This is a genomic window from Nitrospirota bacterium (assembly GCA_035516965.1).
In the GTDB taxonomy this organism is placed as follows: Bacteria; Nitrospirota; UBA9217; order UBA9217; family UBA9217; genus MHEA01.
The window spans coordinates 1-26554 of sequence record DATIZR010000060.1 but is presented as its reverse complement, the minus strand read 5'-3'; the positions used below and the strand labels follow the sequence as shown (position 1 = coordinate 26554).

The window sequence follows — 26554 nt, the reverse complement described above, 5'->3', positions numbered from 1 at the left end:
TTTAACCAGGGATGAACACGGGTGCGGCTTTGCCGCACGCACAGACTCTTATGATGACGAACGCGGAGCCTTTTTTTATCTGTGACGCGAAGCCCGTGTGAGTGAAGCTCCCGTGGTTACTATTACTATGAATCTCATCTCACGCCCGAGCTCATCTGAAGGATCGGCAGCATGATCGCGATGACGATGAACCCGACCACCAGCCCCATCACCAGGATGATCACCGGTTCGAGCAGCGACATGAGCGCTGCTATGCGGGTTTCGACGGTCCGGTCGAAGGAGTCTGAGATCTTGAGCAGCATCTGCTCGAGCTCGCCGCTCCGCTCCCCCACGCTGACCATCTGGATCACGACCGGCGGGAACAGCCCGCTCCGCCGGAGAGGCTCGGCGATCGATTCACCCTCGCGCACGCTCTCGCGTGCACGCTGGATTGCAGCGGCGAGGACCGAGTTCCCGACCACGCTCTGAACGATATCGAGCGCTGTAAGCGTGGGCACACCGCTGTGGAGCAACGTCCCGAGGGTGCGCGTGAAGCGCGACACGGCGATCATCCTGACCAGGGTCCCGAACAGAGGCAGCTTCAGGGCCCGGTCGTCCCGCCAGGCCTTGCCCGCGGGCGTCGCAAAGAACCGCTGAACATAATAGACCGCCGCACCCACGGCCGCCAAGATCGCCCACCAGCCCTTCGATACGACCTGCACCATCCACAGGAGCGCGATCGTCATGAAAGGGAGCTGCTGCTTCATGTCCTCGAACATCCCGACCACGCGCGGGAGAACGAAACTGAACAGGAAGAACAGCACGGCCACGCCGATCACGGTCATGAGCACGGGATAGGCGAGGGCCGCCGCGAACCTGCCCCGGAACCGCACCTGCTCGTCCAGGAAATCCGCCAGCCGAGCCAGGGTGATCTCGAGCGTGCCGCTGGCCTCGCCTGCCGAGACCATGTTGATAAAGAGCGGCGAGAAGACCTTCGGGTTCGCCTTGAGGGCGTCGGCAAGCGACGCGCCTTCCCGGACGGCGTCCCGGACCGACGAGAGCGCGGCCTTCAGGGGCGGCGACTCCTCCTGCTCCACCATCACGGTGAGCGCCTCCATCAGCGGAAGGCCGGCGGAGAGAAGCGTAGCGAGCTGGCGCGTCGCGTTGGCCAGGTCGCCAAGCCGCACGCCGGGCCTCCGGAACGTGATCTCCCGCGAGCGGCTCGCGCGAAGCGCACCGCCCTCCTGTATCTCGAGGACCACGACCCCGTCTTTTTTCAGCTTCGCACGTACCGCCTTCAGGCCGTCTCCGTCCTGCACGCCGGAGACCTTCTTGCCAGAGGCGGTCACTCCTTTATATTCGTAAACGGGCATTTTTTCTGTCGGAAACCACAGATGAACACAGATATACACACCCTGCATTCGCGCGGCCGCTCGCAGACGCGGTTGCAGGCGGATGGAACCAGGGGGAAATCCGCCCCGATTCCGATGCCATTATCTGTGTTAACCTGCCTGCCCCCGCGTTTTCGCAAGTCACCTGTCGTTGCATTGAACTCTACGCTTCCCTCTGCGTCACGCGCACGACCTCTTCGACGGACGTGATGCCCTTGAGCACGTTGTCCGCTCCGTCCTGGCGGAGCGTCCTCATGCCCCGCTGTATGGCCGCGGCCTTGAGCGTCGCCGCATCGGTGTTCTTCATGATAAGCTGCCGGACCTCATCGTCGACGAGCAGCAGCTCGTAGATCGCCTTCCGGCCGAGGTACCCCGTATTGAAGCAAGCCTCGCAGCCCTTCGCGCGGTACACCGTGGCGCCCCCCGCCTCCTTGAGCTCGAGCTCCTGGGCCTCTGCCGGCGTCATCCCGTAAGGCTCGCGGCATTCCTTGCAGAGCACGCGGACGAGCCGCTGGGCGAGAATGGCCATCACCGAGGAGGAGATCAGGAACGGTTCGACCTTCATATCGATCAGCCGGGTCACGGCGCCCGCCGCGTCATTCGTGTGGAGCGTGGAGAACACGAGGTGCCCCGTGAGCGCCGCCTGGATCGCGATCTCGGCGGTCTCCGAGTCCCGTATCTCGCCCACGAGGATGACGTCGGGGTCCTGGCGCAGCACGGACCGCAGACCGGCCGCGAAGGTAAGGTTGATCTTGGCATTCACCTGGATCTGACCGATGCCCTTGAGCTGGTACTCGATGGGGTCTTCGATGGTGATGATGTTCTTGTCCGGCGTGTTGATCTTGGAGAGCGACGCATAGAGGGTCGTCGTCTTGCCGCTTCCCGTCGGCCCCGTCACGAGGACGATCCCGTGCGGACGGGTGATCAGCTCGTTGAACCGCACCAGGTAGTCCCCGGAGAACCCGATCTGCTCCAGCGACAGAAGCGCGCTCTCGCGGTACAGGAGGCGGAGCACGATGCGCTCGCCGAAGGCCGTGGGCACGATCGAGACGCGGACGTCCACGTCCTTGCCGCCGATCTTGATGCGCATGCCTCCGTCCTGCGGAAGCCGCTTCTCGGCGATGTTCAGGCCCGACATGATCTTGACGCGCGATGCGATGCTCGCCTGGTAGCGCTTCTGGATGGTCAGGATATTGTACAGGATGCCGTCGATGCGGAACCGGGCAACGAGGTCCTTCTCGAAGGGTTCGATGTGGATGTCGCTTGCCCGTTCGCGGATGGCCTGGGACAGGAGCGAGTTCACGAGCCGGATGATCGGCGCGTCGTCGGTGACCTCGAGCAGGTCCGTGGGCTCCTCGAGTTCGGCGGCCAGGAACGAAAGGTCGTCTTCCTCCATCTCCTGGGCCGTGTCCTCGGCCTTGTTCATGTCCTCGCTGTACAGGCGGTTGACGGTGTCGAGGATCTTGTCGGTCGGTGCGAGGCTGAGCGCGACGTTGGCGCCGAAGAGGATGCGCAGATCATCAACGGTGGTCAGGGTGAGCGGCTCTGCTGTGGCGGCAATGACGGTCCCGTTCTCCTGCCGGAGCGGAAGCACGACCGCCTTCTTTGCATAGGTGATCGGAATTTTGAGCGCCAGTTCCCGGTCAACGTCGCCGAGCTCGGTCAGCACCGGCAGTCCCAGCTGTGCGCCGAGGGCGTTCAGCACATCGGCCTCGGTCACGAAATTGAGGCGCATCAGGAGCGTGCCGATCCGTCCTCCCCGTTTCTTCTGGAGGTCGAGCGCTTTCTTGAGCCTTTCCGGGGAAAGCCCGGACTCGACCAGTATCTCCCCGATCAGGCGTCTCACCGGGAACCCTCCGGAGGAGTCGCGGGGACCGTGCCCGTGGGGGCTGTCTGGAGCGGCGCGCCGTTCAGGGGCTTGGACGGAGCAGTGCCGGACGGACCGGACTCGATCGGCATGCCGTTCAGGGGAGCAGTCGGAGCTGTGCCGGATGGACCGGACTCGATCGGCGTGTTGTTCAGGGGAGCCCCGTAGTTCGAGCCGGTGGGCGTTGACTCTACAGCAGACGTGGTCCCTGTGTTCTCCATGGCGCCGGTCTCTTCCGCAGGCTGGGCAGGAGAAGGCGCGGTCCCTGTCGGAGCGACTTTCGGCTTCTTCGTTTCAATGAGTCCGCCCATGTCCTTTTTCTCGATCCCGTACTGATCACGGAATTTCTCGAGGGCGTCGCCCTTTTTCTTGGTGAGCTCGGCCACGTCTGTCTCGTTCTTGATGATGTATGGCGTAATAAAGATCATGAGATTGGTCTTTTCAATGCTGGTTGTCTGGGTCTTGAAGAGCCAGCCCAGAAGGGGAATGTCACCCAGGAGTGGCACCTTCGAGGTATTCGACGTAACGTTGTCGCGGATAAGTCCGCCGATCACCATGGTCTGGCGGTCCTTGATCACCACCGTGGTATCGGCAGAGCGCTTGCTCGTGCTGGGGCCCAGGACGTTCGCGTTCAGGCCCGCAGTCTGGATGACGTCGGAGATTTCCTGCTTGACCTCGAGCCGCACGTTGTCGTCGGAGGTGATCTGGGGGGTGATCTGGAGCTTGATGCCCACGTCCTGCCGGTTGATCTGCGTCTGGATGTTGCCGCCCGTGGCCGCAGACGAGGTCGATCCCGCGATAATGGGGATGTTCTGGCCCACCATGATCTCGGCCTTCTGGTTGTCCGTAGTTAAAATGTTCGGCGTTGAGAGGACGTTCACATTACCGTCGTTCTGAAGAGCGTGGAGCAGGGCGCTGACATTCAGAAAGGTCGCACCGTTATAGGTGAAGGTCCCCTTGATGACGCCGACAGCCAGGCCGCTCATCTGTGCCAGGGCGGCCGGTCCCGTCGCAGCCACGTTCGCGATGTTGCCGAAGTTCGTTCCGCCCAAAGGAGTAGTCGGCGCCCCCGTTCCAGTCTGTATCTCCTGGGGCGCGTACAGGAACTCAAACCCGACGTCGCGCATCTTTGTCAGGCTCATCTCGATGATCGCAGCCTCGACGTACACCTGGCGCCGCCTGATGTCCAGCTTCTGGATCACGTCCTTGACGGTCTCGTAGTCGCTCGGGGAGGCAACGATGATCAGCGAATTGGTGGCCTTGTCCGAGGCGACCGTGACCTGCCCCTCGAGGATGGCCGACGGCCCCGCGGTCGGTATTCCCCCCGCCGGCGGGACCGGCAGCCGGGACACGAGGGCCGACAACACCTTGGCGAAATCCTCCGAGTTCGCGTTCTTCAGATAGTAGACATTGATCTTGCCTCTTCCCTCAGAAACGGGAATATCGAGCGACGCGATCAGGCTCTCCATTTTTCTGACGTTGGGCGTCGCGTCGGTGATGATGAGAGAATTCGTGGCGGGGTAGGCGATCAGGCTCCCGTCCCTGCTCACCAGGGGCGTGAGGGTCCGCACCAGTTCGTTCGGGTTCACGTACGAGAGCCTGATCAGCTTGGTGACGAATCCCTGGTCGTTGAAATCATTGCCCTTCAGCACCTTCAGTCCGCTCTGCCGGGCGGTGGCCGCCGGGATGATGCGGGTGATCTTTCCGTCCTCGATTGCCGTGAAACCCTTGAGCTCGAGGGCGGAGAGGAACACCTGGTACGCTTCATCGGGTGATATCCTGGTCGGCGTCATGAGCGTGACCTTGCCGGTCACGCGCTCGTCAAGGATGAAGTTCCGGCGCATCAGTTCGCTCATCACCTTCACGAGTGCATTGATGTCGATGTTCGTGAAGTTCAGGGTTATGAAATCATCGCCGGATCCGGGTTTCCGTGCGTCGAGCTGCCGCGAGGAAGGGCCGGGAGACGCTGTTGCCGGCCCCGGTTTCTCCGCGGCATACGCACCATAAGCGGTGACAAACCCTGCGAGCAGCAAGGCCGCTGTTTTTTTCACTCTTCAGCCTCCCTGGGATAATTGACTAGGCAGTGCGAAGGGACGATTGACAGGAAGCCCCGTTATCACGTGAGCCGCGTCCCGTCCTTCATGGACGACCGTGCCGTGCACGATATGCTTCTGATCCTCTGGGCTGTCTGGCAGGATTTAGCGTATCTCGTAATTCAGGCTTTGACGCTGACCGCCGCGCACCAGGTCGATCGAGATGTTCTTTTCCTCTTTCAGGCCCTGGTACAGCTGGAAGAACTTGCCGGGATCATCGACGTCCTGGGAATTGATCTTCTGGATCACGTCCCCGTTCACGAGCCCGATCTTTTCATACAGGCTTCCGGGAACGATCTCCGTGATGCGGAACCCTATGGTCTTCCCCTGCTCCACGTAGGGAAGCGCCCGCGCCTGCGTCAGCAGCTGGCTCATGTTCTCGGTGCTTGCCTGCATCTCCCGCTGATCTATGGCGAACTTGCCATCTCCGATCCTCCGCACACCCGGCCCCGCCTTCACCATGCTCACGATCTTCGTGTCATCCACGATCTGGATGTCGGCTGTCGTGCCGTCGGCCCGGCGGAGCGTGACGCGGTCGTGAAGTACCTTGATGATCTGCGAACCGTCTGGCAGCTGCTGATGGATGCGGTAGAAAACCTGCCCCGTTGCGTCCTCGAGAACCGCGCCGGCGAACACATCGCCCTCGACGGTGCCGATCAGTTTGTAGTTGACCGCGTCGGCAGCAGCCGGCGCATTCGACGGCCCCTTCCCCTCGCCGAAGAGACCGCGCTCGAGGACCGAGGCATAATCGCTCATCTCGCGCCGGGGCTCGATGGGGGGCCTGGTGTTCGCGATGGGCGCCGCGTACGTTGGCGCCGCGTCGAGACTCCGGCCGATCATAGCATCAACGGTGTCCGCGAGAAAATAGGCCGACAGCGTCAGGAGCGCGACAAGGGCCAGGCTATAAGCTTTTCTGGTTTCCTTCATGATAGCCTTTACTTTACTGCTTTTCCCCCAAATATTCAACTACAAAAAACAGGTGCGACGCCGCATTCCCTCTCCGGGAGAGATCGGCAATGTAGCACGAGAGCGGAAAACCGCGTACCGGGTATGGTACGGAAGAGCCCTGGACGGTAATCATCAGGAGTGCACCGCTACTCCTGGTCCGTGTCAGAACCGCTGTGCCTTCTCGACCCGGCCGCCTGTTTCCCGGTCTTGTTGGGCCCGGTTCCCTGCACAGCGGCCTGCTGTCCGCCACCGGCGCCCCCAGGAGAAGCCCGTCTGTACCGCCATTGATTTTCTTTTTCCGCCTGCGGCAGAAGCGTCGTGGACGGCGCAGCGGGGGCCGGCATAACAGCCGGTGCGACGGCAACCGGGGGACGCGCCGTCTGGGGAGACGGTTTGGCATCATGGCTGATAAACAGCCGGTACGATGTGCCGTCGCTTCTCTTCACCGAGACGTGGTCGTCCGCAGCGGCTACGATCTGCGACCCGTCGGGAAGGCTTTCGCGGAGGTGATAGAAGGTCTGGTTCCCGGTCGAATCGTCGAGCACAGCGCCCGTGAACTCACTGCCGGCGATGATCCCGATCAATCGGAAGGGCCCCTCAGACGCGGTCTGAGCGGGCGCAGGAAGCGGGATAAGCACCGCCAGCACGGCCGGCACCATGAGCAGCAGCGCGCCGCGTCCGGCCGCTGTGAACCAATGATGAATGCCCCGAACCATGGGCGGGATTATAACCCCCTCGTGAAGGGGTGTCAATAATGAGAACGCGCGGATGCCTTTCGCGGGCCCGTCCCCCTTGCCGGGGAGCGGCCGCCGGAACCCGGGGCTTCACCGTTTCAGCTGAAGAATCCCCGGTAAAAGCCGTCCGCCCGCTGCCGGTAGGGATCGTAGATCCTGTTCGATTCGGCATCGACGCTGTTCAAGTCTATCCCCTGTTCATCCTTGAGCCAGCCCTGCACGATGACCGGCGTGACCTCGATGTGAAATTGAAGCGCGTATACCCGGTCGGAATACCGGAACGCCTGATGCGGGAACAGCTGAGACGAAGCGAGCAGGACCGCGCCGGCAGGGAGGTCAAAGGTATCGCCGTGCCACTGGAATACCTCGGCAATGCTGCCTCCGTCCACAGCGAGCGCTGCCATGAGCGGGTCCTTTATCCCGTCTGGCGTGATGGCGACGCGGGACCAGCCGATCTCCTTTGCGCCGCCTGCATAGACCCTCGCGCCGAGCACGTGGGCGATCATCTGCGCACCCAAGCAGACGCCCAGCACGCGCTTGTTCATGCCGATCGCGCGGCCGATCAGCCCAGCCTCGTCCTTCAGAAAGGGATGCTGGTCCATTTCATACACTGCCATGGGTCCGCCCATGATGACGACGTGGGTGAAAGGATCGGGATCGGGCGCGGTCTCTCCCTGGCTCAGATCCACGACCGAATAGGCCGTCTTCCGGGCCCTGAGATAATCCTCGATCGTGCCCGGACCTTCCGCTGCGATGTTCTTGATGATAAGGACGTTCATGATATCTCCTCTTTGAAGCCGATGGGTGCTGATCCCCGGTGATTGACTTCTCTCTTGATCCTCTCCGGTTCCCGGTGCCTCCGCGGCAAGCTCTTCACTCCCCTTTTTTCGCGAAGAACAGAAAGGCCATCTTCGGCCGCCGTGAGGAATCGGCCGTGACGAAGTGGATGCTCTCGAACGTATATCCCTCCGCAGTCCACTGGTTCAGGATCTTTTCGATCTCTTCATCGGTGACGGTGCTGGTCTCGACAACCTTGTATGCCATGCCTCTATTATAGTGGAAGAAGCTAACCGAATCAACATCGCAACCCGCCAAATAACTGTTGCTATTGGCGGCCGCCGGCAATATAATCTGGCATGCCGAAGAAGAAAAAGGCCGTGCTCTCGGGGCTGGACCGGGTCGAAAGGCTCTGGCCCGGAGACCTCAAGGGAGCCCGCGCGGGCCTCGTGGTGCATCCCGCCTCGATCGATCGCAGGCTGCGGCACGCCATTTCGGTCTGTGCGGGATCGAAGAAGTTCAGACTGACCGCCCTGTATGGTCCCCAGCATGGGATCCTGGGCCAGACGCAGGACAACATGATCGAATGGGAGGGTTTCCGCGATCCCGCAACCCGCCTCCCGGTCTACAGCCTCTACGGCCGGACGCGAAAACCCCTTCCCGGCATGCTCAAGGACGTCGATTTGCTCGTTGTGGACCTGCAGGACGTGGGCAGCCGGTACTACACCTTCATCTGGACCCTTGAGCTGTGCATGCAGGCCTGCCATGAGGCCGGCAAGGCCGTGATCGTACTCGACCGGCCGAACCCGCTCACCGGCCTCGGCACGGAAGGCCCGGTGCTCGATCCTGAGTACGCGTCCTTTGTGGGTCAGCGCCCCCTGCCCGTGCGCCACGGGATGACCATCGGCGAGATCGGCCTCTATCTCTGCGCCGAGTTCTATCCCGGCCTTGATTACCGGGTCGTGACCATGACGGGATGGAGCCGGAAACAATGGTTCGACGAGACAGGGCTGCCCTGGGCCCTTCCGTCTCCCAACATGCCGACCCTTGATACGGCCCTCGTCTATCCCGGCATGTGCCTGCTCGAGGGTACGAACCTCTCCGAGGGGCGGGGAACCACAAGGCCCTTTGAGATCTTTGGCGCGCCCTTTGTGCATCCCGAGACGCTCGTGAGGGTGCTTGATGAATTCAGGCTTCCCGGCGTGGCCTTCCGCCCGCTCTCCTTCCTGCCAACCTTCCAAAAGCATGCGAACATGCTCTGCGGCGGGGCTCAGATCCATGTGACGGACCGTGGGAGGTTCAAGCCTTTCAAGACCGGCGTCGCCGTCCTGAAGGCGATCCACAACACCTGGCCACGCGAATTCGCCTGGAAGCAGCCTCCTTATGAATACGAGGAGATCAAGATGCCGGTCGACATCCTTGCGGGCACGGACCGCCTGCGCAAGGGCATCGAGGCATGGAAGGACCTTGACGAGATGGAAGCGTGGTGGAAGCAAGAATCGCGGGCGTTCGAGAAAATACGAAAGAAATATTTAATCTATAAATAAGAGGCACTGTTCACGCGGAAACGCAGAGCACGCAGAGGAACCATTTAAGAAATTCCTTCACTGATAGTTGTCAGAAAGGAATCCCCTTGTTTGAAATTGTCTGAATGGCTTTGATCGCCTCTCCATGAGCTCAGCGCCTCTGCGAGAGAGCGCTTTTTTTGATATGTCAAAATATCCCCTTACTATCTTCCTCCCGGCTGCCGGCCTCGGCGAACGGCTCAGGCCCGTCACGAACCACCTGCCCAAGCCGCTCCTCCCGATCCTCGGCAGGCCAATGATCGAAGGCATCCTGGAAAGACTGACCGCCGTTTGCAGCGGCAGGATCGGGATCAACCTGCACTGGAAGCCCGACCTCATCCGCTCCTGGGCCGCCGCATCGCCCTGGGCCGGCCGCATCACCTTTTTCCCCGAGGACCCGGTCCTCGGGACGGGCGGCGCGCTCAAGAACGCGGAGTCTTTCCTTTCGTCCGGCCCGTTCATCGTTCACAACGCGGACATCCTGCTCGATATCGACTTCGGCCGCCTGATCGAAGCGCATCTGTCCTCGGGCAGTATCGCGACGCTCGTGACGCACAGGCACCCGAAGCTCAGCAACGTGGTGGTTGACGGCCGCGGCCTGGTCCTTGACGTGGAAAACCCGGGCGAGTCCAGGCCCGATCCTTCGAAGGTCGCGGACAAGGTGGCCTATACCGGCATCGCGGTCTACTCGCCGGAGATCCTGAGGTTTTTTCCTCCCGGGATTTCCCATGCAACCGTGGCCTGGATCGATGCGGCCCGCGCAGGACACCGGGTCCAGACCATGGATTTCACGGGGTCCTCCTGGAACGACATCGGCACTCCGACCAGCTACGCCATGGGAGTCCTCGATGTGCTGCGGGAAAGCGGCGAGACCGTTTATCTGTCCGCCAACACGGTCTTCGAGGCCTTTGGCATGGACGGATACGTGGTGGTCGAATCGGGAAGCACGGTAGAAGAGGACGCCTCTCTCAGGAACTGCATCGTGATGCCCGGGACGCGCGCCGCGGGCAGCCACGAGAACGAAATCATCGGCCCGGACTACACGATCAGCCTGCGGGAGACGGATTTCCAGCCGACGTTCCATGCGGCGGAGCAGAAGAAGGTCTCCCTCTCGGACCCCCTGTTCGCCAACCACTTCGGCATGGGCCTGCAGGGCGCCGCACAGGACCGGAACGATGCCGACGCCTTGCTGATCGGCCTCGGCGGCTCGGACAGGCGTTACTATCGCATCCGGAACGACGGGAAGACGGTCGTGCTCATGGAATGCCGGCCCGATGATCCGGACTATGAACGACACATCGTCTACAGCCGCTTTTTCGAGAACCACTCCGTGCCCGTGCCCTGGCTGATCGCTTCGGATGACGACCGGAAGCGGGCGATCTTCGAAGACCTGGGCGACATGAGCCTGTACTCATACCTGAAACTGAGATGCGGAAACGAACACGTTGAGGACATCTACCGGAGCGTCCTTGACATCCTGGTGAATCTTCACTCCCGCGTCACGCAGCACATCGATGAATGCCCCCCCCTGGGCGAGAGGGTCTTCGATTATGATTATCTTCGCTGGGAAACGGGTTATTTTGCGGATCGATTCCTTTCGGGCTTGAAGCAGCTGCTCCTGAAGGACCGGGGTGCGCTCGACCGGGAATTTCACCGCCTGGCTCAGAAGGCGGACGGCTACCCCAAGGGCGTTATCCACCGCGATTTCCAGTGCCAGAACATCATGATCACCCAGGGCGGCTTTCCGCACCTCATCGACTTCCAGGGGGCCAGGATGGCCCCGCCGGCGTACGATGTGGCGTCGATCCTCTGGGACCCCTATCACCGGCTCGACGAGAGGGTCCGCAGCCGCTTGCTTGAATACTATATTGACGAGATGAACCATGAGGCTTCGGGATTCAGCGAAGGGCTCTTCCGGGAAAGCCTGCTTCCCTGCCGTCTCCAGCGGCATATGCAGGCGCTGGGAGCATACGGTTTCCTGTCAATGGTGAAGGGGAAAAAATACTTCCTGAAGCACGTCACGGAAGCGCTGCGGCTGCTGAAGGAGGAGTGCGCCTTGGCCAGAGACGAGTATCCGGAGCTGTACAGACTCGTGAACAATCTTTAACGGAAAACATCGGTCCTTGCCGGGACCTGCATTTTCTTTTGCGCTTTACATCTCTTCAAAATGAACTATAATTCCCGGAGAAACCGTCGGGCAGGGAGAGAGGAATATGCGTCAGCTCGTAAGACTCTAGCAAAAATACAGGGAATCGGACTCCTCACTTGTGCGCGTCCTGCTGTCCTCTCTCCGGTACCGGTTGGCGGGCAAGAACCTCGTAGCGAACGACCGGTTGATCATAAAAGGCATGGAGAACATCAGCACCGGTGGACTCGTACATATTGGCATGCAGCATCTCGGTTTCATGCATAAATAGGACCGCACGTACCTCAACGTCAGCGGCCGCCTGTAATTCTCATCCAAGTGCTCGATCGGCAAGGGATGCCGCTTCGATATTGGAAAAGAGGCCGTGGCACGATTCGGCATGGGGATCATGAGCGCAAACATCAAGTACATTATCATGCACGGCCTCGAAGTGGGCGACGACTTCCTGATCTCCTGGGGCTGTGAGTTCGTGGACGAGGATTTCCAGCGTCTCGATTTCGAGGGACGGAAAGACCGGGATCCGCGGATCCTGGTCTGAGATCATGTCTGGATCGGCGCCAATGTGACGGTGCTGAAGGGCAGCAGGATACCGAAAGGCTGCGTGGTCGCGGCCGGGTCCGTGGTCGCGAGGGTTTTCGGGCAGGAAAACTGCCGGGGCGGAGGCAATCCGGCAAAGGTGATCAAGGAGGATGTTACGGGGAAGTGAAAAACGAGAAACGAGTTGACCACGAAGAACGCGAAGCGCGCGAAGGTTCAAGCAAGCATCGACCTTCGCGGAACGAACATCGGACATAACCTTATATGAACCCTATCTGCATAGTAGACGACGAATCTTCCATTGGTTCCACCATAGCAAGCATCCTGAAGGACGAGGGGTATCAGACCATCGTATTCCCGGATGCGGAGAGCTTCTGGCAGAGGCTCGACACCATGGAGCCCTCTCTTGTCCTTCTGGATATCTGGCTCCCCGGCATAGACGGAATGCAACTCCTGAAGAGTCTTCATGCCCGGATGCCCACACTCCCCATCATCATGATGAGCGGACATGCCGGCATCGAGGCTGCGGTTGCCTCGATCAAGGCCGGCGCCTACGATTTTATGGAAAAACCTCTTCATCTGGAGGTCTTGCTCGACAAAGTGGCGTCCGCCCTCAAGCACCGGCCCTCCGGGGGCGGTGAGCCCCTGCCTTCGGACACGCGGCTTGAGATCGTCAGTGCCGACCTTTCGATTCCCCCTGGCGAGGTGGAAGTGGCTGACTCCCCCGAACCTCAGCGAACCCTCAGAGGGAATGTGGTCCTGAACGGGATCGGGCTCCTGAGCGGCCGGAACACCGGTGTCATCCTGAGCCCCCTCGGGCCCAACGAAGGGATCGTCTTTCAAACGCTTGACGGTCAAACCATTCGCGGGCATATCACCTCCCTTGAGGACTTCTCCCAGGCCGGCTCGCCAAAGACCTTCTCTGCCAACTCCACCACGCTCGACAACGGCAGACGGCGGGTGCGCACCATTGAGCACCTGATGGCGGTCCTATCCATGTACGGCATAACGAACGTGCTCATAAAGGTCGACGAGGAGATACCGAACATAGACGGCTCTGCCAAGGATTTCTGCGAACTCCTGGAAGCGGCAGGGATAGAGGAACAGTCTGCCTCCACCAAAGTTGCCGTCATCCGCCGGAAGATCGGAGTGGGAAACGAGGACAGGCATGAAAAGCATCTCTATGCGGAGCCCTTTGAAGGGTTCGAGATATCGATGAGGGTTGACTACCCGCAACCCATAGGCGAACAGGTCCTCACGTTCAACCCTGAAAGCGCGTCTTTCGCAAAGGAGATTGCCCCGGCCCGCTCTTTCAACACCTTTGAGAACATCGAAATGGCACAGAAGCTTGGAAAGGTCGGGGGCGGATATCTCCACTCCCATATCATCATGTACGATGGCAAGGTCATCAACACGGAACTCCGTTATCCCGACGAATTCGTGCGACACAAGATATTGGACCTGATCGGAGACCTCTACCTCCTCGGCCTTCACATCAGAGGACGCATAACCGCCAACATGACCTCCCATGGCTACAATCAGGCCCTGGTGCAACGCTTGTACCAGGCTGTCCAGAGCAGCTCCAGGACATAGTTCCCTTCCTTTTGCGGGACCGCCGCGCTCAAGCGGACTCCTTCATGCCTCACTTTACGTGAAAGTTCCGACTGGTTCCTGATTTCCGACTTATACTGCCATTGCAGCGTTGCAGGTGCGTACGACCGATAGAATCATCGAGGCAGTGTAAAATACTAGTGTATTTTCAATCGTTTCGCTGTGTCGTTTTTTCGGGGTGATAACTTGCCAAAACAGATTATTTAGGGTAAAATTTTATTATTTGGTATATGCGACCTAAGTTGCATTGACCGTCGTAAATGAATATCTCATTTCGGTATGCCCACCAAATTTAACAGCGTCAGATTCAAAATTACCGGCATGGTGCTCTTCCTGCTTATTGTCTCAGCTCTCGCTTTCTACACCATTACCCTCTCGATAATGAACCGTTATCTCCTCAGTGAGGTTCTCAAACGATCGGAAGCCATTTCGAAAAGCATCGCCGCATCTGCGGGTTACAGTCTGCTCTCGAAGGACTTCCTCGGCCTTGACAACATGGTTTTCAGGATGCACGAGTCAAATCCGGACGTGGAATCCATAGCGATAGTCGGTCCCGATATGAAGATCATCGTGCACAGCGATATAGCGAAAGCCGGAAATAAGCTGTCGCCCCCTCAAGGGCGCTTACTCCGCGAAGGCGCTGACGGCAGTACGATAACGGAATCAGCGAGTCCATCCGCTGGATACTTTGAAATTGTAAGCCCCATTGTCTCGTTCAATAAACATCAGGGCTCGGTAATTCTCAGCGTGAACAAATCGTCGCTGAAGGATGCCCAGAATGCGGCGCAAAAGAGAATCATGATATTCTTTGCGCTCATTCTCATGCTGGGCATTGCCGGCAGCATCGCCCTTTCGTCGTTTTTGACGAAGCCGATTCAGGAGCTGTCCAGAGGAGTTGATGACCTCAAGGAGGGGAAAGAGTGTCGAAGGCTCAAAATCTATTCACAAGACGAGTTCGGGAAATTGACTGCGAGTTTCAATGAGATGATGGCATTGATAGACGCGCAGAGCAGCAAGCTCAATGCATACGCCAAAGAGCTGGAAGACTCCTATGTTTCCACGGTGAGGGTGCTTGCCGCGGCAATTGATGCGAGAGACCCCTATACCCATGGGCATTCGGCGAGGGTTTCCGTGCTTTCTTTGCAGCTCGGGAGAGAAGTCGGACTAGACGATGCGGCGTTGGAGGAACTCGAGGTCGCATGCCTGTTCCATGATATCGGAAAGATCAAAACGCCGGACTCGATCCTCCGCAAAAGAGACAAGCTGACCGTACGGGAATACGATGAAATGATGCGCCATACCGAATACGGGGCCGAGATTCTCAGTAAAGCGCCGTCTCTGCAAAAATATATACCTCCGGTCAGACATCACCATGAATGGTTCAACGGCAAAGGTTATCCCGACGGTCTCCAGGGAGATGCCATTCCTTCCTTTGCCGCCATTATCGCGATAACCGATACCTATGATGCAATGACATCGAACAGACCCTATCGGGGCGCTATTTCTGAGATGGAGACCCTGGAGGAACTTATCAAGTGCGCTGGCAAGCAATTTCATCCCGAGCTTGTTAGGACTTTCACGAGGATCATGGATAAACGGATCGCCGAGGAAATGCAGGTAATGAGGGGGTAGACGAATAGATGCGGCGCCTTTCCCGGAAAACAATAACGCTCGATGCGGTTTTGATACTTCTGGTGATTTCTTCCTGTATGGCACAGAAGAACACAGGAATTGACAGGACGTTGGGCGAGAGCGCCCGCAGGGAAGTTGACCAAACACGTATGAAATCCGAACAGTATGTCATCCAGGGCAATTATAGAAGTGCGTTGGACGTCTACGCTGAAGCCTGCCGCAAATATCCCGAAAACCAAGCGCTCTTCAAGAACTACGATAAAACCATAGAGGATATTCACCGTGCCGCCAATGAGGCTTTCAGCAGAGAGGATTTTGTCTCATCAGGGCGGGCTTATTATGTCTTGCAGAAGAACAAGTCTTACTGCCAAGAAATAGTTCGGAAGCCGCCGCTTGACAAGGGATTCCTGCATGGACGCTTGGAGGATTGCAGCTCCCATCTTTCCCAACGGGCATTGGCCGAATACAGAAAAGGTAATCTTGCCGAAGCGATTTCCCTCTGGAAAAGCATTCTTGCATTCGATCCTACTAATGCAAGCATCATGAAAGCCATTGATACGGCCACTATCCAGCAAAAAAATCTTCGGTAAAAAAGGAAAGACCCTCCTCAAGTGCGAACGAGTAGTTAAGTCATCAAATATAAACGGCACTGTCCACATCCGACAGTGCCGTTTCAACATCCACTGTTGAGAACAGCTCCTACTCCCCTTCGAATTCCGTCAACGCGAAGAGCTTGTAGCCTTTCTCCAGAATCTTCTTCCGCCCGCCGACCTCCGGCAAATCCACGATGAACGCCATCTCTACGACCACCCCGCCGAGTTTCTCGATGAGCGCTGCGGCCGCCAGCGCCGTGCCGCCCGTGGCCAGCAAATCGTCCACCAGGAGCACCCGCTCGCCCTCCTTCAGCGCGTCCTTGTGGATCTCGATCCGGTCCGTTCCGTATTCGAGCGCGTACTCCTGAAACTCCACTTCGGCCGGCAGCTTGCCCTTCTTCCGGATGGGGATGAAACCCTTGCCGAGCGTGTAGGCCAGCGCGGAGCCGATGATGAAACCGCGCGACTCGATTCCCACGACGGTATCGAAATCGAATCCCGCGTGGACATAGCGCTGCGTGAGCGTGTCGATGACCAGCCGGAACCCGACGGGGTCTTTGATGAGCGTGGTGATGTCCCGGAACATGATGCCCTTTTTGGGATAGTCGGGAATGGTTCTGATCTTCGATTTGATCGGCATGAGTTCTCCTGACGGGATAATCGTCATCCCTGCGAAGGCAGGAATCTTATATTTGCACTAATCCCGGATTTCCGTTTTCGCGGGAATGACGGCACTTGCATCTCAGCGGTTCACCCGTGTTTATCGGTTCGTCCCGCGAAGCGGTACCCCGGCTGTCGGTAGTGTCCCCCTCAGCACGTGTCTTCCTCCCCGCCAACCTCCCGGTATTGTTCCACGCCCATGCGGTACAGGTCCGCTCCGTGCACATCATTCACGACCACGACCGGGAAGTCTTCCACTTCGAGCCTCATGACCGCCTCCGTCCCGAGCTCGGGGTAGGCGATCACCTCGGCCTTTTTGATCGACTTGGAGATCAGGGCGCCGGCTCCCCCGATCGCGGCGAAATAAACCGCCTTGTGTTTCATGATCGCGTCCTTCACGTCCTGCCCGCGGGGCCCCTTGCCGATCATGCCCTTGAGGCCCAGCTCGAGCAGGTGGGGCGTGTACTTGTCCATGCGATAGCTGGTCGTCGGCCCGGCGGACCCGATGGCCCGGCCCGGCGCCGCGGGCGTGGGGCCGGTATAATAAAGGATCTGACCCCTGAGATCAAAGGGGACCTTCTCTCCCTTTTTCTGTCCTTCGACCATGTACTTGTGCGCCATATCCCTGCCGGTGAAGATCACGCCCGTGATCAGGACCCGGTCGCCGGCCTTGAGGCTCATGATCACGTCGTCGGTCAGGGGAGGATGGATTTTCACGGGATCGGTCATAGTTTTTTCTCGCAAAGACGCAAAGTTCGCAAAGGTTTATTAAAACGGGAGAATCTTTGATCCGTGTTTTTCGGCGTTCATGCCTGATTCCTTTTCTTCGATCCCTGGCTTTACCCCTGTTCATCTGTGGTTACAGGATAATGGTCTTGTGCCGCGCCGCGTGACAGTTGATGTTCACGGCCACGGGGAGGCTCGCGATGTGGCAGGGGAAACTTTCCACGTGTACGGCCATGGCGGTCACCTTGCCGCCGAGGCCTTCCGGGCCGATGCCGGTCTTGTTCACCGCCTTGAGCAGCGTCTCCTCAAGGGACGCCAGCTCCAGTTTCGGGTTGGGGCTTCCCACGTGCCGGAGCAGCGCCTTCTTCGCGATGAGCGCCGCCTTCTCGAAATCCCCGCCGATGCCCACGCCGATTACGACCGGCGGGCAGGGATTCGCGCCCGCCTTCCGAACGCACTCGAGCACAAAGTTCGTGATGCCCTCCACGCCCTCAGTGGGCCTGAGCATCCGGATCACGCTCATGTTCTCGCTTCCTGCGCCTTTGGGCATGAAGGAGATCCTGAGCCGGTCGCCAGGAACCACTTCGGTGTAGATGATCGCGGGAGTGTTGTCGCCGGTATTCCTGCGCGTGATCGGGTCGACCACCGACTTCCGGAGATACCCCTCTTTATACCCCTTGCGCACGCCCTCGTTGATGGCGTCAGAAAGGAAACCGTTCTTGATCCGCAGGTCCTGGCCCACTTCCACGAAGAAGATCGCGATGCCCGTATCCTGACAGATCGGGATGTGGTCTTCCCTCGCGATATGAGCGTTCTCCTTGAGCAGGCCGATGATCTCCTTTGCCCCCGGCGACGTCTCGGTTTCGACGGCCCTGTCGAAGGCGGCGAGCACGTCGTCGCTCAGGTTGTAGGCGGCATCGATGCAGATCTGGGCCACGTTGTCCCTGATCTCGTCTACGTGAATTTCGCGCATCCCGCCCTCACCGCGTCAACGGACTTCATGAACCCCGCGTTCTCGTCCGCATTCAGTCTGATCTCGATCACCAGCTCCATGCCTCCGGCGCCGAGCTTCACTGGCACGCCGGCAAAAGCGCCCTTTACACCGTACTCGCCTTCGAGCCAGACCGAGCAGGGAAGTATCTTCTTCCTGTCCATCAGGATAGCCTCGACCATCTCGAGGGTGGAGGCGGACGGCGCATAGTATGCGCTCCCGGTCTTGAGCAGCGCCACGATCTCGGCACCGCCGTTCCGCGTGCGCTCGACGAGCCTGTTGATCGTCTCGGCACTCATGAGCTCGGTGATCGGGATGCCGGCGACCGTCGAGTAGCGCGGCAACGGCACCATGGAGTCGCCGTGTCCGCCCAGCACGAAGGCATGGGTGTTCTCCACGGACACGCCCAGTTCCATGGCGATAAACGTGCGGAACCGCGCCGAATCGAGCACGCCTCCCATGCCGATCACGCGCTCGCGCGGAAAGCCCGTGGCCTTCATGGCTACATACGCCATCACATCCATGGGGTTCGTGACAACGATCATGACCGCATCGGGAGAGCGTCGGCCCGTTTCCTGCGCGACCTGCTTCACGATGCTGCCGTTCGCGGCGAGCAGGTCGTCCCTGCTCATGCCCGGCTTCCGGGCCAATCCGGCCGTGATCACGATGATGTCCGATCCCGCGGTCTCGTCGTAGCTATTACTCCCGGTTATCTTCTCATCATAGCCCAGGACCGGTCCCGCCTCCAGGAGGTCGAGCCCCTTGCCCTGCGGCACGCCTTCCATCACATCCACCATCACCACGTCGGCAAGCCTGGCCTCCGCAATCCGCTGCACCAGCGACGCCCCCACATTGCCCGCACCGACAACCGTAACTTTCTTACGCACAAACACCTCCCTCTTTATAGCGACCGGAGAGTCTCTTGTCTCTTACAGCTTGGTGATCTTGATCTTGTTGATCTTCCGTCCCTCAAGCTCCAGCACCTCGAGCTTGAGGTTCTTGTACTTGAGCTGCTCGCCGACACGGGGCATCCTTCCGAACAGTCCGAACACGAACCCGCCCAGGGTGTTGAAATCAGCGGAATGGAGTGACGTACCGAGCAGTTCGTTCACCTCGTCGAGCGCAGACTGGCCCGAGATGACGAAGTTTTTCTCGTCAACGACCTCGACGTCCTTTTCCGCGGTCTCAAGCTCATCGTGGATGCTGCCGACGATCTCTTCGATCAGGTCCTCCAGCGTCACGAGTCCCGAGGTCCCGCCGTATTCGTCGATGACGATGGAGATCTGGAACCGTTCGCGCTGCATCTCGGACAGGAGCTCGCTCACGCGCTTGTTCTCCGGGATGAAATAGGCCGGCCTGATGAATCGCTGGATGCCGTCCACGCGGTTCACTTCGCCTGCCGACATTGCGACAAGGATATCCTTGATATACAGGATCCCGATGACGGAGTCGATCGTTTCCTCGATGACCGGGTAGCGCGAATAGCCGAATTCAGACACGAGATTGAGCACGTCCTGCAGCGTGGCGATCGAGGGGATGCTCACGATCTCGGTCCTGGGGCGCATGGCCTGCGCCGCGAGGGTGTCGCCGAACTCGAAGACCTTGTGCAGGAGTTCCTTCTCTTCCTCCTTGAGGGAACCGCCCTCCTCCCCGAGATTGATCATTGCCTTGATGTCTTCTTCGGTCACGACCGCGGTGCAGGACATGCCCTGGGGGCCGGGGCCCGCGAAAAAGTCGGCGGCGCCGGCCAGCAGGCGCGCGGCCGGAGACAGCAGCCTCATGGTGAACCGCATCGGCCGGGCAACGATCAGCGCCAGACGGTCCGGGTCCCGGGCAGCGAGTCCCTTCGGGGCCAGCTTGGAGACCAGGACGACGAGCACCGTGGAGACCAGGGCCGAGGTGACGATGGAAATGGTCGTATCGGCGAAAAGGTGCATTGCCGTCACCGTGCCGAGGGCCGAGGCCATGATGATGAAAAAGTTCTCGGCGAGCAGTAGCGTCCCGTGGAGGCGGTCGCGCTCTCCCAGGAGCTGGATGACCGCCTTCGCCCGCCCGCTGCCGGCGTCTGCAAGCTCGCGGAGGTGCGCCTTGTTCGCGAAGACGATGGCCGTCTCGGACGCCGCGAAGAATGCGGCGAACAGCACACAGAGCGACGCGGCTGCGACGAGCGGCCAGTTATCCATGAGGAAGGTCATGAGAATAGCCCTACGGGTATTGCAAAGGCCGAAATCCAAATGTCAGAACAAGCGGCAAGCATCCCGACAGGACGATTTTGATATTTGAGCTTCGGCATGTGCACGTCCGGGTGAATCACATCTTCTCCCCCGTGACCCTGATGACCTCGTCAAAGGTCGTCTCCCCGTTCAGCATCTTCCGGACCGCGGCCTCGCGCAGAGCGGTCATGCCGTCGGAAACCGCCGCCTTCCGGATTTGTTCGGCGTCCGTCTTCTCCCTGATGATCGAACGGATCCGCTCGTTCACTTCCATGATCTCGAAGATGCCCGTCCTTCCCTGGTACCCGGTCCCGCGGCACTGGGGGCAGCCTTCACCGTACTTCACGGTGATCCCGTTCCCGGATGAATCCAGTCCGACAGCCTCCGCCTCCTCGGGGAGCAGCTGATAGACCTTCTCGCAGTGGGTGCAGATCTTGCGGACCAGCCGCTGGGCCATGACGCCGATCACCGTGGAGGAAATGAGGTACGGAGCAACCCCGAGGTCCAGGAGCCGCGTGATCGAGCTGGGGGCGTCGTTGGTATGCAGGGTGGAGAAGACCAGGTGGCCCGTCAGAGCCGCCTGCACCGCGTTCTCCGCGGTTTCCAGGTCCCGGATCTCGCCGACCATGATGATGTCCGGGTCCTGCCGCAGCACCGTGCGCAGGGTGCTTCCGAAGGTGACGCCGACCGCGGGCTGGACGCTCACCTGGTTGAACTGTTCATGGACCATCTCGACGGGGTCTTCGATGGTGACGACGTTCACCTCCGGCGTCGCGACCGTCTTCAGGGCCGAATAGAGGGTCGTGGTCTTGCCGCTTCCCGTGGGCCCCGTGACGAGCACGATCCCGTGCGGCCTCGTCAGGAAGGAGCGGAACACTTCGTAGTCACGCGGCTCGAACCCGATCTCCTCCAGGTCCTGGAGCAGGATGTCGGGGTCGAAGATCCTGATGACCACCTTCTCGCCGAACGCCGTGGGCATCGTGGAGACGCGGAGCTCGACCTCGCGCTCCTTGTATTCCGTCTTGATCCTGCCGTCCTGGGGCCGGCGCTTTTCCGCGATGTCCATCCGCGAGAGCATCTTGATGCGCGAGACAAAGGCGGGGTGGACCGCCTTGGGCGTCCGGTGGATCGTGTGGAGCATGCCGTCGATCCGGAGCCGGACCTCGCTCGACTCGCGCTTCGGCTCGATGTGGATGTCGCTCGCCCGCTGGTCGAAAGCATAACGGAACAGGAACTCCACGGCGTTCACGATGTGCCGGTCCGTTGCCTCGATCTCCGAGACGGGCTTCATCCGGACAAACTGTTCCAGGTTGCCGAGGTCGACCTGGGAAGACATTTCCTTCGCCGCGGCGGTGACCGATGACCGGAACCCGTAGAACTCGGTAATGATCTTGAGGATATCGGTCTTCGGCGCCACGACACGGCTGACCTTGTACCCCATGCGCTCGATGTTCTCGATCGTTTCGATGTTGAAGGGATCGGCGACGGCGATCGTCAGTTTGTCGTCGTTTCGCTCGAGCGGGACCGAAACGGTCCTGCGCGCGAAGGCGCGGGAAAGGATTTGCGTCGTCACTTCGGGGTTCAGCTTGAGGGGATCGATCTTCCTGAAGGGAAGCCCGGCGTGCCGTGCAACCGCTTCCGTGATCATATCTTCGGTCAGCACCTTGCCCGGCTCCCGTGGGATTTCCAGCTCAAGCGATGCCGCGACCTCGATGGGGGACACCTCCGCGTCCAGGTGCATCCTCCCCCGCTGCAGGGGGTCGCCCCTGGCCTTGAGCACCTTCATACGCTGTATGTCCTGTTTGACCTTGATCTCTCGTGCCTGCTCGGGGGAGATCCTGCCCTCCTTCAGGAGGATCTCGCAGAGAAGGTCCGTCGTCAGTCTGGTCATACGCTCATCCTGTCATTTCGCATCGGAAGGGTAGCGCCCCGGCAATGCCTTCCCGCGGGCCGGTTATCCGCCCGGCCATTCGGGGACGGCCGGTGCCGCAGGAACCATTATACTACAGAACCAAATAAAAGGCCCCCTCATTGGGGGGCCGGTGCAGATGCTGCTGATGTCTTTCCCTGGATTATTTCTTTGCCGGTTTGGAAGCCGGTGCCGGTATGGGCTGTGCTGCCGGGGCCGGCGCAGGAACCGTCGGTGCGGGAGCCGGGGCGGCCGGGGCCACAGCAGGCTGCTCAACGGGCTTCGGGGCTTCCGCCTTTTTTTCACATCCAACGAGTGCAATGGTAAGAACGACCACGAGGGACAGGATAAGAACAAAATATCTTTTCATGAGAATCACCTCCTTTCGAGTACGGAACGCACGGTAGGAGCCGGGAAATTGCAGCAGCAGGCGAGAGCGCCGGCTGCTCCCCGGCTGGCTAGAGAATCCTTGTGGCCACGGAACGTGTAACGGTCAGTTCCCGGACCTTCTGTCCGAGCTTGTCTTCCAGGAGAAGCTGCTGTTCCTCCGTGAGCCGGAGCCGGAAAACGCGAAGTTTGTTGAGGGATCGTTTGGTGAGATAGATTTCCTCCAGATCGAACCCGATCTGCTTTTTGATTTCAGCGACCTGCTGAGGCGTCAGTGCGAGTTTTACGATCTCTTCCATGCGGCGAACCCTCCCTATCCCTAACCAGCGATTATAGTACTTTACCGCTGAAATTCAAGTTCTTTTTACGGTGGAGTTTCCTGCTGCGGCTTCACCACGAGCACCTGCTCCACCCAGGGGAATTCAGACCGCAACTGCTCCTCGAGGCCCCGCACCAGGGCCACCCGGGTGATATGTCAGCGCCAGCAGAATCCCGCCGGCGCGATCTTGACCATACCGCCCTCGATCGCGGCCAGACGCACGCTCCCGCCCCTGCTCAGATACCGTTGGCCCGCCGTTTCTACGATGGTTTTGATCCGTTCGATATCCCGGTCCATACACACCCCTGTTCGGAGCTCGGTGCTTGAAGTCCGGAGAAGAACGCCTGGTTCAGCACTCCGATCTCCCGGTTCCGGACTATTGTTAAAGTTCCATCACCAGCTTCTTTACGACCGTTTCCACCGCTTCCCCGGCCGGCACCTTCTCCACCCGGCCGGACCTGCGCTCCTTGACCTCGACAAAACCTTCCTTCAGGTTCTTCTCGCCGATCACGATCCGGTAGGGAATGCCGATGAGGTCCGCGTCCTTGAACTTGATGCCCGCGCGCTCGTCCCGGTCGTCCAGGAGCACTTCAAAACCCTTCTCCTCGAGCGCGGTATGCATCTCCTCGGCAACGTCCACGGACTTCTGGTCCTTCACGTTGACCGGGAGGACCATCACCTGGTAGGGGGCGATCGCGAGCGGCCAGATCATTCCGTTCTCGTCATTCCCCTGCTCGATGGCCGCGGCAGCGATCCTTGCAGGGCCGATGCCGTAACTGCCCATAATGATCGGCTTCTCAGCGCCGTTCTCGTCCAGGAAGTTCGCCTTGAGCGGCTCTGAATATTTCGTGCCGAGCTTGAAAATGTTGCCGATTTCGATCACCCGCTCGATCCGGAGCGGCTTGCCGCACTGCACGCACGCGTCGCCCGCGGCCGCCGTATGGATATCCGCGAACTCGGCCTCGAAATCACGGCCCGCCTTCACACCCTTCACGTGAAAGCCTTCCCTGTTCGCGCCGGCGATGAAAAGCCCTTCCTGGAGCGAGGGATCGGCGATCTTCCGGACCGTGTGTCCCATGGGGCCGATGAACCCCGCCGGCACGCCGAGGTGCGCCTTCACCTCGTCCTTCTGGGCCGGACGATGCGCGCCGATCAGCTTCGCCAGCTTTTTCTCGTGCAGGGTCTGGTCGCCGCGCACGAGCGCGAGCACGGGCCCCGATTCGCTCATTACCAGGATCGACTTGATCAGAAGGTCCGGCGTGACCTTGAGGAACCGGGTCACTTCGTCGATGGTCCTTCTCTCGGGCGTCGCGACCTCCTCGAACTGCCAGTCAGCATGCGCCGGTGTTTTCGGGACCGAAAGCGCGAGTTCCACGTTCGCCGCGTATCCGCACCCGTCGCAGAGCGCAACGTCATCCTCGCCCGCGGCCGACGGGGCCATGAACTCGTGGGCCATGCTGCCCCCCATCATGCCCGTATCGCTCTGGACGACATGGAACCTGATGCCGCAGCGCGAATAGATCTTCTTATACGCTTCGAGGTGAAGCTGATAGGACCTGTCCAGGCCCTCCTCGTCCCTGTCGAAGCTGTAGGAATCCTTCATCGTGAACTCGCGCGTCCTGAGGATGCCGCTCTTGGGCCGCGCCTCGTCCCTGAGCTTGGTCTGCACCTGGTACCAGACCTGGGGCAGGTCGCGGTAGGAGCGGATGTCGTGCGCCGCGAGCCAGGTCATGGTCTCCTCGTGGGTCATGGCGAGGCACATGTCGCGGCCGCTGCGGTCCTTGAGCCGGAACATCTCGTCGCCAATGGCGTCCCACCGGCCGGTCTGCTGCCAGACCTCCGCCGGGTTCAGCACCGGCATGGTCACTTCCTGGCCGCCGATGGCGTTCATCTCCTCGCGGATGATCTGGTTAACCTTGTGCATCACCCGCTGTCCGAGAGGGAGGTAGATGTAGAGCCCGGCTGCGAGCTGGCGCACGTAGCCCGCGCGCACCATGAGCTTGTGCGAGACGGCCTCCGCCTCGGCCGGAACCTCCTTCAGCGTCGGGATGAAGAGATGGGAATAGCGCACTGAGAACCCCCTCAGGAACCAAATTCATAAAACCAAATCGAGAATCAAAACAAGGCGGCCTCGCGCAGAGCCGCAAAGTCGCAGAGAAAGGCAAAAGACTCTCGAGATCCAGCTTTCCTTTGCGTCTTGGCGCCTTTGCGCGAGAAGTATCATGATTTCAATTTTGTTTTGCTTACTATCTCTTCCACTTCCTTCACGAGCGCGTCGGCGAGGTCCTCCTCGGAAAGCTTCTTGACGATCTCTCCGTACTTGAACAAGAGGCCCACTCCCCTGCCGCCGGCAATGCCCGCATCGGCCTCGCGCGCCTCGCCCGGCCCGTTCACCACGCAGCCCATGACCGCTACGGTGATCGGCTCCTTGATGTGGGCCAGCCGTTTTTCCACCTCCTGGGCAAGCCCGATGATGTCGATCTCGGTCCTGCCGCAGGTCGGGCAGGAGATGATGTTCACGCCGCGCTGCCGGACCTTGAGGGCTTTCAATATCTCGTAGGCTGCGCGGACCTCCTCGACGGGATCGGCGGTGAGCGAGACCCGCATGGTGTCGCCGATGCCTTCGCTCAGCAGGATGCCGAGCCCCACGCTGGACTTGACCGTGCCGGAGAAGAGCGTGCCGGCTTCGGAGATGCCGATGTGGAGCGGATAGTCGGACTGCTGAGAGAACAGCCGGTAGGCCGCGACGGTCGTCATCACGTCGGAGGCCTTGAGCGAGACCTTGAGGTTCGTGAAGTTCAGGTCTTCAAGAATGCGGATATGGCCGAAGGCGCTCTCGACGATCGCTTCGGGCGTCGGGTGGCCGTACCGTTCGAGCAGATTCTTCTCGAGCGAGCCCGCGTTCACACCGATGCGGATCGGGATATTCCGCTCCCTGCATGCGGCCACGACCTCGGCCACCTTGTCCTTCCCGCCGATATTGCCCGGGTTGATCCGGAGCCCGTCCACGCCCTGCTTCACGGCTTCGAGCGCCAGGCGGTAATCGAAGTGAATGTCCGCAATGAGGGGAAGCTTCGTACCCTTACGGATCCCGCCCAGCGCCTTTGCCGCGTCAAGGTCGGGAACGGCAAGCCTCACCACCTCGCATCCCGCCTGTTCGAGATGACTCATCTGCTCGAGCGTCTTTGCCGCGTCCCGCGTGTCCGTGTTGCACATGGACTGGACGACGACCGGCGCGCCTCCGCCGATTTTGACGGAACCGAGGGAGATCTGCCTTGTTCGCCTGCGGGGTATAGGGTCCATCAATGAAAGAATCCCTCTTGAGCTTGCCGGCTTGCCGGCTAGTTCCCTTACTTGCTGAAGAACATCCTCATGATGTCATTATAGGAAACGACCGCGATCAGCGTGATCAGCAGACCGGCGCCGATGCTCTGGGCGATCTCCATGGTCCTGCGGCTGAGCGGCTTCTTGCGCAC

At 60.0% G+C, this 26554-nt stretch carries 26 protein-coding genes; 8 read left to right on the top strand and 18 right to left on the bottom strand.

Annotated features, from left to right (window positions below; genetic code table 11):
- Positions 1-134: 134 nt before the first annotated feature.
- From gspF to VL197_08760, 7 genes are all read right to left on the bottom strand, one after another.
- Positions 135-1352 (bottom strand): type II secretion system inner membrane protein GspF, encoded by a 1218-nt coding sequence (gene gspF / locus VL197_08790; GenBank protein HUJ18078.1) that lies wholly within the window; start codon positions 1350-1352, stop codon positions 135-137.
- A 181-nt stretch (positions 1353-1533) separates the two neighbouring features.
- Positions 1534-3216 carry a type II secretion system ATPase GspE gene (gspE, locus tag VL197_08785; protein HUJ18077.1) on the bottom strand — a complete coding sequence of 561 codons (1683 nt, stop codon included), beginning with the start codon at positions 3214-3216 and terminating at the stop codon, positions 1534-1536.
- A complete protein-coding gene (locus tag VL197_08780; GenBank protein ID HUJ18076.1) occupies positions 3213-5288 on the bottom strand; it encodes a secretin N-terminal domain-containing protein in 2076 nt (691 codons plus the stop codon). Before VL197_08780 ends, gspE begins: the two co-directional genes overlap by 4 nt.
- Before the next feature lie 147 nt (positions 5289-5435).
- Complete coding sequence (locus VL197_08775; protein HUJ18075.1) at positions 5436-6257, bottom strand: type II secretion system protein N; 822 nt, start codon at positions 6255-6257, stop codon at positions 5436-5438.
- Positions 6258-6424: 167 nt separating this feature from the next.
- Positions 6425-6994 carry a hypothetical protein gene (locus VL197_08770; GenBank protein HUJ18074.1) on the bottom strand — a complete coding sequence of 190 codons (570 nt, stop codon included), beginning with the start codon at positions 6992-6994 and terminating at the stop codon, positions 6425-6427.
- A 116-nt stretch (positions 6995-7110) separates the two neighbouring features.
- Positions 7111-7791 (bottom strand): amidotransferase, encoded by a 681-nt coding sequence (locus VL197_08765; GenBank protein HUJ18073.1) that lies wholly within the window; start codon positions 7789-7791, stop codon positions 7111-7113.
- Between the two features lie 94 nt (positions 7792-7885).
- Complete coding sequence (locus VL197_08760; GenBank protein ID HUJ18072.1) at positions 7886-8056, bottom strand: DUF4177 domain-containing protein; 171 nt, start codon at positions 8054-8056, stop codon at positions 7886-7888.
- Positions 8057-8148: 92 nt separating this feature from the next.
- Between VL197_08760 and VL197_08755 the strand changes: the two genes are divergently transcribed.
- The 8 genes from VL197_08755 (at position 8149) to VL197_08720 (ending at position 15870) form a co-directional block, all read left to right on the top strand.
- On the top strand, positions 8149-9336 hold the full coding sequence (locus VL197_08755) for a DUF1343 domain-containing protein (protein HUJ18071.1): 1188 nt from the start codon (positions 8149-8151) through the stop codon (positions 9334-9336).
- 163 nt (positions 9337-9499) lie between these two features.
- The gene (locus VL197_08750) at positions 9500-11461 is read left to right on the top strand and encodes a phosphotransferase (GenBank protein HUJ18070.1); all 1962 of its coding nucleotides are present in this window, start codon (positions 9500-9502) and stop codon (positions 11459-11461) included.
- A gap of 160 nt (positions 11462-11621) precedes the next feature.
- Positions 11622-11771, top strand: coding sequence for a hypothetical protein (locus VL197_08745; protein ID HUJ18069.1), 150 nt, complete (start codon positions 11622-11624; stop codon positions 11769-11771).
- A 93-nt stretch (positions 11772-11864) separates the two neighbouring features.
- Complete coding sequence (locus tag VL197_08740) at positions 11865-12038, top strand: hypothetical protein (GenBank protein HUJ18068.1); 174 nt, start codon at positions 11865-11867, stop codon at positions 12036-12038.
- Positions 12039-12050: 12 nt separating this feature from the next.
- Positions 12051-12206, top strand: coding sequence for a hypothetical protein (locus VL197_08735; protein HUJ18067.1), 156 nt, complete (start codon positions 12051-12053; stop codon positions 12204-12206).
- Positions 12207-12301: 95 nt separating this feature from the next.
- Positions 12302-13630, top strand: a complete 1329-nt coding sequence (gene lpxC / locus VL197_08730) for a UDP-3-O-acyl-N-acetylglucosamine deacetylase (protein HUJ18066.1) — start codon at positions 12302-12304, stop codon at positions 13628-13630.
- 297 nt (positions 13631-13927) lie between these two features.
- A complete protein-coding gene (locus tag VL197_08725; GenBank protein ID HUJ18065.1) occupies positions 13928-15280 on the top strand; it encodes an HD-GYP domain-containing protein in 1353 nt (450 codons plus the stop codon).
- A gap of 77 nt (positions 15281-15357) precedes the next feature.
- Positions 15358-15870: a hypothetical protein gene (locus VL197_08720; GenBank protein HUJ18064.1), complete on the top strand. Its 513-nt coding sequence runs from the start codon at positions 15358-15360 to the stop codon at positions 15868-15870.
- 109 nt (positions 15871-15979) lie between these two features.
- Here VL197_08720 and VL197_08715 read toward each other — a convergent pair whose 3' ends face one another.
- The 11 genes from VL197_08715 to ispG all read right to left on the bottom strand — a co-directional run bounded on the left by VL197_08715 (position 15980) and on the right by ispG (position 26381).
- Entirely contained in the window at positions 15980-16513 is a 534-nt protein-coding gene (locus tag VL197_08715) for an adenine phosphoribosyltransferase (GenBank protein ID HUJ18063.1), read from the bottom strand.
- A 170-nt stretch (positions 16514-16683) separates the two neighbouring features.
- Positions 16684-17262 (bottom strand): Fe-S-containing hydro-lyase, encoded by a 579-nt coding sequence (locus tag VL197_08710; protein ID HUJ18062.1) that lies wholly within the window; start codon positions 17260-17262, stop codon positions 16684-16686.
- 130 nt (positions 17263-17392) lie between these two features.
- A complete protein-coding gene (locus VL197_08705) occupies positions 17393-18232 on the bottom strand; it encodes a fumarate hydratase (GenBank protein ID HUJ18061.1) in 840 nt (279 codons plus the stop codon).
- The gene (gene mdh, locus VL197_08700) at positions 18214-19137 is read right to left on the bottom strand and encodes a malate dehydrogenase (protein ID HUJ18060.1); all 924 of its coding nucleotides are present in this window, start codon (positions 19135-19137) and stop codon (positions 18214-18216) included. Before mdh ends, VL197_08705 begins: the two co-directional genes overlap by 19 nt.
- A gap of 42 nt (positions 19138-19179) precedes the next feature.
- Complete coding sequence (locus VL197_08695) at positions 19180-20433, bottom strand: hemolysin family protein (protein HUJ18059.1); 1254 nt, start codon at positions 20431-20433, stop codon at positions 19180-19182.
- Positions 20434-20560: 127 nt separating this feature from the next.
- Positions 20561-22354, bottom strand: a complete 1794-nt coding sequence (locus tag VL197_08690; GenBank protein HUJ18058.1) for an ATPase, T2SS/T4P/T4SS family — start codon at positions 22352-22354, stop codon at positions 20561-20563.
- A gap of 181 nt (positions 22355-22535) precedes the next feature.
- Positions 22536-22742 (bottom strand): hypothetical protein, encoded by a 207-nt coding sequence (locus VL197_08685; protein HUJ18057.1) that lies wholly within the window; start codon positions 22740-22742, stop codon positions 22536-22538.
- Positions 22743-22830: 88 nt separating this feature from the next.
- Positions 22831-23058 (bottom strand): hypothetical protein, encoded by a 228-nt coding sequence (locus VL197_08680; protein ID HUJ18056.1) that lies wholly within the window; start codon positions 23056-23058, stop codon positions 22831-22833.
- A gap of 176 nt (positions 23059-23234) precedes the next feature.
- A complete protein-coding gene (locus tag VL197_08675; protein ID HUJ18055.1) occupies positions 23235-23375 on the bottom strand; it encodes a hypothetical protein in 141 nt (46 codons plus the stop codon).
- An 85-nt stretch (positions 23376-23460) separates the two neighbouring features.
- Positions 23461-25149, bottom strand: a complete 1689-nt coding sequence (locus tag VL197_08670; GenBank protein HUJ18054.1) for a proline--tRNA ligase — start codon at positions 25147-25149, stop codon at positions 23461-23463.
- A gap of 149 nt (positions 25150-25298) precedes the next feature.
- The gene (gene ispG, locus VL197_08665; GenBank protein ID HUJ18053.1) at positions 25299-26381 is read right to left on the bottom strand and encodes a flavodoxin-dependent (E)-4-hydroxy-3-methylbut-2-enyl-diphosphate synthase; all 1083 of its coding nucleotides are present in this window, start codon (positions 26379-26381) and stop codon (positions 25299-25301) included.
- Between the last annotated feature and the right edge of the window lie 173 nt (positions 26382-26554).